Source organism: Pseudomonas sp. 21, assembly GCF_000955805.1.
In the GTDB taxonomy this organism is placed as follows: domain Bacteria; phylum Pseudomonadota; class Gammaproteobacteria; order Pseudomonadales; family Pseudomonadaceae; genus Pseudomonas.
Window position 1 is genome coordinate 84013 of sequence record NZ_JYOA01000011.1, and the last position, 7501, is coordinate 91513.

The following is a 7501-nucleotide window of genomic DNA, read 5'->3' on the forward strand; positions in this document are numbered from 1 at the left end:
ATCGTGATCTCGCGCTTCTTCATCGAACGTCCTGTGTTCGCGATGGTGATTTCCATCGTGATCCTGCTCGCGGGCCTTGTTGCCATGCGAGCGCTGCCCATCGCCCAGTACCCGGAAATCGTACCGCCGCAGGTGTCGGTTTCCGCCGCGTACCCCGGCGCCAGCTCCCAGGTGATTGCCGAAACCGTGGCCGCTCCGCTGGAGCAGGAAATCAACGGCGTGGAGGGCATGATCTACCAGCTGTCCAACTCCGACAGCAGTGGCGCCATGAGCCTGACCGTGTACTTCGAGGTGGGCACTGACCCTGACCAGGCCACCATCGACGTCAACAACAAGGTGCAGGCCGCGCTGGCCAAGCTGCCTGAAGAAGTCCGTCGGCAGGGCGTGCAGGTGGAGAAGAAGTCCTCCGACATCCTGCAGGTGGTGACCCTGTTCTCGCCGGACAACTCCCGCGACCCGATCTTCATCAGCAACTACGCGCTGATCAACGTGATCGACGACCTCAAGCGGATTCCCGGCGTCGGCGACGTCAGCCAGTTCGGCTCCAAGGACTACTCCATGCGCATCTGGCTGCGGCCGGACAAGCTGGCGCAATACAACATGACGCCTTCGGACGTGGCGAGCGCGATCCGCGAACAGAACTCGCAGTTCGCCGCCGGCAGCTTTGGCCAGCAGCCGATGAAGGAGCCGCAGGACTTCACCTACATGGCCACCGCCCAGGGGCGGTTCACCGATCCCAAGGAGTTCGAGAGCATCATCCTGCGCAGCGACTCCACCGGCGCCAGCCTGCTGCTCAAGGACGTGGCGCGGGTCGAGCTGGGGGCGCAGGACTACTCCCTGGTGACTTCCCTGAACGGCCAGCAGAACGCCGCCTTCGGTATCTACCTGCAGCCGGGCGCCAACGCGCTGGATACCGCCCAGGCCGTGCGCGACCACATGGACGCCATGGCCAAGCGCTTCCCCCAGGGCATCACCTACAAGATTCCCTACGACACCACCATCTTCGTGCAGGTCTCCATCGAGGAGGTGATCCACACCTTCATCGAGGCGCTGATCCTGGTGATGGTCGTGGTCTTCGTGTTCCTGCAGAGCATCCGCGCCACGCTGATCCCTGTGCTGGCGATTCCCGTCTCGCTGGTCGGCACCTTCGCCGGCATGTACCTGATGGGCTTCTCCATCAACCTGCTGTCGCTGTTCGGCATGGTGCTGGCGATCGGCATCGTGGTGGACGACGCCATCGTGGTGCTGGAGAACGTCGAGCGGGTGATGCGAACCGAGAAGCTCGGACCCAAGGAGGCGGCGATCAAGGCGATGGAGGAAGTGACCGGGCCGATCGTCGCCATCGTGCTGGTGCTCTGCGCGGTGTTCATTCCCGTCGGGTTCCTCGGCGGCCTGGCCGGGCAGATGTACAAACAGTTCGCGATCACTATCGCCGTGTCGGTGGTGATTTCCGGCATCGTCGCGTTGACGCTTTCGCCGGCGCTCTGCGCGCTGATCCTCAAGCCCGAGCACAAGGAGCCGGCCGCGCCGTTCCGCTGGTTCAACCGCATGTTCGAGAGCGCCACCAATGGTTATGGCGCCGGCGTGCAGTTCTTCCTCAAGCGCGCGGCGCTCGGCCTGCTGCTGTTTGGCGGGATGATCGCCCTGCTGGTCATCCTGTTCGGCCGGGTGCCCGGCTCGCTCGTCCCCGACGAAGACCAGGGCTACGTGCTCAATGCCTACTTCCTGCCGCCGGCGGCTTCGCTGACCCGTACCGAGAAACTCACCAGCGATGTGACCCACGAGCTGATGAAGCACCCGGCGGTGCAGGACGTGGTGACCTTCGCCGGCTTCGACATCCTGACCTTCGGCACGCGCAGCAACGCCGGGGTGTCCTTCGTACCGCTCAAGGACTGGAAGGAGCGCACCACTCCCGAGTTGGACGCGCGCAACCTGACCCATGAATTCATGAAGATGGGCGCGGGCCAGGAAGACGGCGTGGTGATGTCGTTCAACCCGCCGCCGATCACCGGCATGAGTACCACTGGCGGCTTCGAAGCCTACATCCAGGATCGCAGTGGCGGCACCTCCGAGCAGTTGGAAGAGGTGACCATGAAGTTCCTCGCCGCCGCGGCCAAGCGTCCGGAACTGGCGGGGGTCAATACCACCTTCAACGCCAACGTGCCGCAGTACTACATCGACCTGGACCGCACCAAGGCGCGCTCCCTGGGCGTGGCGATCAACGACGTGTTCACCGCCATGCAGTCCACCTTCGGCAGTTACTACGTCAACGACTTCACCCTCTACGGGCGCACCTGGCAGGTCACCCTGGAGTCGGAGCCGGAGTTCCGCCGCAAGCCGGACGACCTGAGCCAGGTCTTCGTGCGGTCGTCCACGGGCGACCTGGTGCCGTTGACCACCCTGGTCTCGGTCAAGCGCATCCTCGGTCCGGACTCCTACGCACGCTTCAACGTATTCCCGGCGGCCAAGCTGCTCGGCGGCCCGGCTCCGGGCTACAGCTCCGGCCAGTCGCTGGCGGCGATGCAGGAAGTGGCCAACCAGGTACTGGGGCAGGACTACACCCTGGCCTGGATCGGCTCGGCCTACCAGGAGTTGGCGACCCAGGGCTCGGGCAGTACCGCGTTCATCTTCGGCCTGATCCTGGTGTTCCTCATCCTCGCGGCGCAGTACGAGCGCTGGACCCTGCCGCTGGCGGTGGTCACCGCGGTGCCCTTCGCGGTGTTCGGAGCGATCCTGGCGATCTGGCTGCGCGGGCTGGATAACGACGTCTACTTCCAGGTCGGCCTGGTGACCCTGATCGGCCTGGCGGCGAAGAACGCCATCCTGATCATCGAGTTCGCCGTGCTGTGCCGCGAAGAGCAGGGCATGGGCCCGGTCGAAGCCGCGCTGGAGGCGGCCAAGCTGCGCTTCCGCCCGATCGTGATGACCTCGCTGGCCTTCATCCTGGGTTGCGTGCCGCTGGCCATCAGCACCGGCGCCGGCTCCGCGAGCCGTCACTCCATCGGCACCGGGGTGATCGGCGGGATGCTCGCCGCGACCCTGCTGGCGACCTTCCTCATCCCGATGTTCTACATGCTCGTGGAGTCGGCCGCCGACAAGCTCAGCGGCCGCAAGAGCAAGGCCAAGCCCGAGCCAGAGGGTGCGCACGAAGGCTGATGCGAAAGCGGGTTCGGCCGGCGCGGCCGGACCCGCTTCTCCCTTTGTTTCGGGAGTTGCTTAGGGAGCTTGCTAATTTTTTGGTGAACGCCACAATGCATGGCTTCGCCGCGCCATCATTGCGCACCAATCCGTTAGCCACACCTGCCTGCCCGCGGCTTCAGCCGTCCTTCGGCGGAGGCGTGTGACCAGGTGATCCATGAACCTCCGCATCCTGCTGATCCTCGGCGCCCTCAGCGCCTTCGGGCCCATGGCCATCGACTTCTACCTGCCCAGCTTCCCGGCGCTGGCGCAGGCCTTCGGTACCGACGTCGAACACATCCAGCTGAGCCTGTCGGCGTACTTCGCCGGCCTCGCCATCGGCCAGCTGCTCTATGGCCCGCTGGCCGACCGCATCGGCCGGCGCATCCCGCTGCTGCTGGGGGTGAGCATCTTCACCCTGGCGTCGCTCGCCTGCGCCTTCGCGCCCAACCTGGAATGGCTGATCGGCGCGCGCTTCGTCCAGGCCCTGGGTGGTTGCGCGGGAATGGTGATCTCGCGGGCTGTGGTGCGCGACCTGTGCGACCCGATTGCCGCCGCCAAGGCCTTCTCGCAACTGATGCTGGTGATGGGCCTGGCGCCGATCCTCGCGCCGCTGGGCGGCGGGCTGCTGCTGAGCCTGTCCGGCTGGCAGTCGATCTTCTACACCCTGACGCTGTTCAGCGCCCTGGCTGGCGGCGCTATTGCGCTGTGGCTGCCGGAGACCATCCCGAGCGGGCCGCGCCCGCCGCTGCGCGGCGCTCTGAAGCAGTATCGCGCGCTGTTCCGTGACCGTTCCTTCATCACCTATGCGCTCACCGGCGGGGTCGCCATTGCCGGGATGTTCTCCTACATCGCCGGTTCGCCCTTCGTCTTCATCGAACTCTACGGTGTGCCGGCCGAGCATTACGGCTGGATCTTCGGCAGTAACGCCGCGGGCTTCATCCTGATGGCGCAGGTCAACGCGCGGCTGCTGCGCTATCGCGGGCCGGGATTCTGGCTGCGCCGGGCGGTGTGGGTGTACTTCGGCTGCGGCGTGGCACTGCTGGCGATCACCCTGGCCAAGCCTGAACACCTGTGGCCGCTGCTGGTGCCGCTGTTCGGCGCCATCGCCAGCCTGGGCTTCCTGATGCCCAACTCGTCGGCCTGCGCCATGGCCAGCCAGGGTCGGCACGCGGGCAGCGCTTCGGCGCTGATGGGCAGCCTGCAGTTCACTGTCGCGGCTGGCGCTTCGGCGCTGGTCGGTGCATTGCACGACGGCTCGGCACTGCCGATGGCGGTGGTCATCACCGTCTGCGGCCTGGTGGCCGCGGTGCTCGGCTGGCTGAGCGGGCAGATCAGCGAACGCGCGGCCTGATCAGCTGGCGGCGCGCTGCACCAGCTCGGGTAGTCGGTGCGGGGCCTTCAGGCGTGCTTCGAGGGTAGCGACGAAGCTGCGCGCCTCGAGTTCGCTGCGGAAGCCCACGGCCTGCTGGTCGAGGCAGACTTCCCACGGCTGGTCTTTGCGCAAGCGGGACGGACGGACGAGGATGTTCACAGTGCTCACCCCTGTGCTGTCAGGTGAAAAGGGACTCTCAGTGTAGTCCTGTCACATGGCGGCAGCGGGTGCGACTTGTGGTCGCCGACATGCGGTGGCGGCGCTGCCGGAATAACCTCCAGCCATCGTGCCAGAGCGTCCCGTCCGCCGTTGCGCCGCTTCGCTGAAAAATCCTGCAAAGCATTACTGCCGGGGCGCGCGGCAGGACTACGACCAAAGGTTGATGGTGGGGTGGCGATCCCCGTCCATACTCGTTGTTCGACCTCGATAACAACAATAAGAGGCAGTGACGATGAGTTACCGGCAGTCCCATGACCGCTCCATCGCGGAGCCTTCCGCCTTCTGGGCCGAGCAGGCCGGCCGCGTGGCCTGGTACCGCGCGCCGCAGGAAACCCTGCAAGCCCTGCCCGACGGCAGCCACCGCTGGTTCGCCGATGGTCGCCTGAATACCTGCTACCTCGCCCTCGACCGGCAGATCGAACTGGGCCGCGGCAACCAGGCCGCGCTGATCTACGACTCCCCCGTGACCACGACCCAGCAGCGCTTCAGCTATCTGGAGCTGCGCGATGAAGTCGCACGCCTGGCTGGCGCGCTGCGCGCGCTGGGGGTGGAGAAGGGCGACGGGGTGATCATCTACATGCCAATGGTGCCCCAGGCGGCCATGGCCATGCTCGCCTGTGCCCGGCTCGGTGCGGTGCACTCGGTGGTCTTCGGCGGCTTTGCGCCCCACGAACTGGCGCTGCGCATCGACGATGCCAGGCCCAAGCTGGTGCTGACCGCCTCCTGCGGCCTGGAGTTCGAGCGAGTGATTGAATACAAGCCGCTGGTGGACAAGGCCCTGGAACTGGCCACCCACAAGCCGGCTCACGTGCTGGTGCTGCAACGCCCGCAGGCGATGGCCGAGTTGCAGGTCGGCCGCGACCTCGACTGGCGCGAAACCCTGGCCCATGCGCAACCGGCCGACCCGGTGGAAGTCGCCAGTGGCGACCCGCTGTACATCATGTACACCTCCGGCACCACGGGAAAACCCAAGGGCATCGTGCGCGACAACGGCGGCCACGCGGTGGCGCTGAGTTACGCGCTGCCGACCATCTTCGGCCTGCAGCCGGGGGATGTCTGGTGGGGTGTTTCCGACGTCGGCTGGGTGGTCGGTCATTCGCTGATCGTTTACGGGCCATTGATGAACGGCTGCACCACGGTGTTCTACGAGGGCAAGCCGGTGCGCACGCCCGACGCCGGCAGTTACTGGCGGGTGATCGAGGAGCACAAGGTCAACAGCCTGTTCTGCGCGCCCACGGCGATCCGCGCGATCCGCAAGGAGGACCCGCAAGGCGAACTGCTCAGGCGCTACGACCTGAGCTCGCTGCGCCACCTGTTCCTGGCCGGCGAGAAACTCGACAGCAGCACCCAGCACTGGCTGGAGGAACTCACCGGCAAGCCGGTACACGACCACTGGTGGCAGACCGAGACCGGCTGGCCGGTGACCGCGCCCTGCACCGGCCTGGGCGACCACGACCTGCGCGCCGGCTCCACCAACCGCGCGGTGCCCGGTTACCACGTGCAGGTGGTGGACGACGAGGGCCGGCTGCTCGGGCCGAACGAGCAGGGCTCCATCGTCATTGCCCTGCCACTGCCGCCCGGCTGCGCGCAGACGCTGTGGAACGACCACCCGCGCTACCTGCAGGCGTACCTGAAGACTTACCCCGGCTACTACCACACCGGCGACGGCGGCTATGTGGACGAGGAGGGCTTCGTCTACATCATGGGCCGCACCGACGACGTGATTAACGTCTCCGGCCACCGCCTTTCCACCGGCGAGATGGAAGAGCTGCTGGCGCTGCACGAGGCGGTCGCCGAGTGTGCGGTGATCGCCGTGCAGGACGACCTCAAGGGCCATGTGCCGTTGGGGCTGGTGGTGCTCAAGGATGGCGCGCAGGCGACCGAGGCCAACCTGCAGCGCGAGCTGGTGGCGCTGGTGCGCGAGCGCATCGGCGCGCTGGCCTGCTTCCAGCGCGCGGTAGTGGTCAAGCGCCTGCCCAAGACCCGCTCGGGCAAGATTCTGCGCGCCGTGCTGCGCAAGATCGCCGACGGCGAGAACTATGCGCCACCTTCCACCATCGACGACCCGGCGATCCTCGGCGAGATAGCCGAACGCCTCGGTCAGGCCGGCCTCGCCAAGGCGGGCTGATATCCCACGACGCCGGCACTGCCGGCGTATTTCCAGGGCCGCACTCGTTGCGGCCCTTTTTTATACGTCTATCGCCAAACCTTGGTCCGGCAGGAATTCCGGCTGTTCGTCATCTAGAATGATGTCACCTGGCCTCTATCGGTAGTATTGCGCCCATGTCCAAGCGCGTTGTCCTCAATGACGAGGAGCTTCAGGCTCTGCGCGATATAACGGCGCGTGCGCCCAGGCGGCCCGTGGTGCTGTTGGTGGATGACGACCGTGCGGTGCTGGCCCGAACCCGCCGCCTGATCGAACGGGCCAACCTGCGTTGCCTGACTGCCAGCAGCGCCGCATTGGCATTGCGACGCATCCAGCGGGAAGAAGCGGCTATCGATCTGCTGATTAGTGGCCTGGGGTTGGAGCGTGACGGACCGGGGCGGGCATTTATCCAGAAGTTGAACGAGTCCGGCACTTTCCTGCCGATCATCATGCTGTCAGCGCGGACTGATCTTGGGGAGGACCTCTTCGAGGCGTCGTTGAACGTACTGGATTTCCTGCCAAAACCCGTTGATCCGGCAAGCTTTCTACATGTACTCAGCCACAGCCTGTAGGAGCGGGCCATG

The 7501-nt window shown here is 66.0% G+C and carries 5 protein-coding genes; 4 read left to right on the plus strand and 1 reads right to left on the minus strand.

Going from position 1 to position 7501, the window contains the following annotated elements; genetic code table 11:
- Positions 1-3 precede the first annotated feature (3 nt).
- Both UB43_RS25930 and UB43_RS25935 read left to right on the plus strand, forming a co-directional pair.
- Complete coding sequence (locus UB43_RS25930; RefSeq protein WP_045217151.1) at positions 4-3156, plus strand: efflux RND transporter permease subunit; 3153 nt, start codon at positions 4-6, stop codon at positions 3154-3156.
- A gap of 199 nt (positions 3157-3355) precedes the next feature.
- Complete coding sequence (locus UB43_RS25935; protein ID WP_045217154.1) at positions 3356-4531, plus strand: multidrug effflux MFS transporter; 1176 nt, start codon at positions 3356-3358, stop codon at positions 4529-4531.
- Here the strand turns inward: UB43_RS25935 and UB43_RS25940 are convergent, their stop codons facing one another.
- Positions 4532-4711: a hypothetical protein gene (locus tag UB43_RS25940; protein ID WP_045217315.1), complete on the minus strand. Its 180-nt coding sequence runs from the start codon at positions 4709-4711 to the stop codon at positions 4532-4534.
- 292 nt (positions 4712-5003) lie between these two features.
- Between UB43_RS25940 and UB43_RS25945 the strand changes: the two genes are divergently transcribed.
- Together UB43_RS25945 and UB43_RS25950 are read left to right on the plus strand one after the other, a co-directional pair.
- Positions 5004-6899 carry a propionyl-CoA synthetase gene (locus tag UB43_RS25945; protein WP_045217157.1) on the plus strand — a complete coding sequence of 632 codons (1896 nt, stop codon included), beginning with the start codon at positions 5004-5006 and terminating at the stop codon, positions 6897-6899.
- A 155-nt stretch (positions 6900-7054) separates the two neighbouring features.
- Entirely contained in the window at positions 7055-7489 is a 435-nt protein-coding gene (locus UB43_RS25950; protein ID WP_045217159.1) for a response regulator, read from the plus strand.
- The last annotated feature ends 12 nt before the right edge of the window (positions 7490-7501 follow it).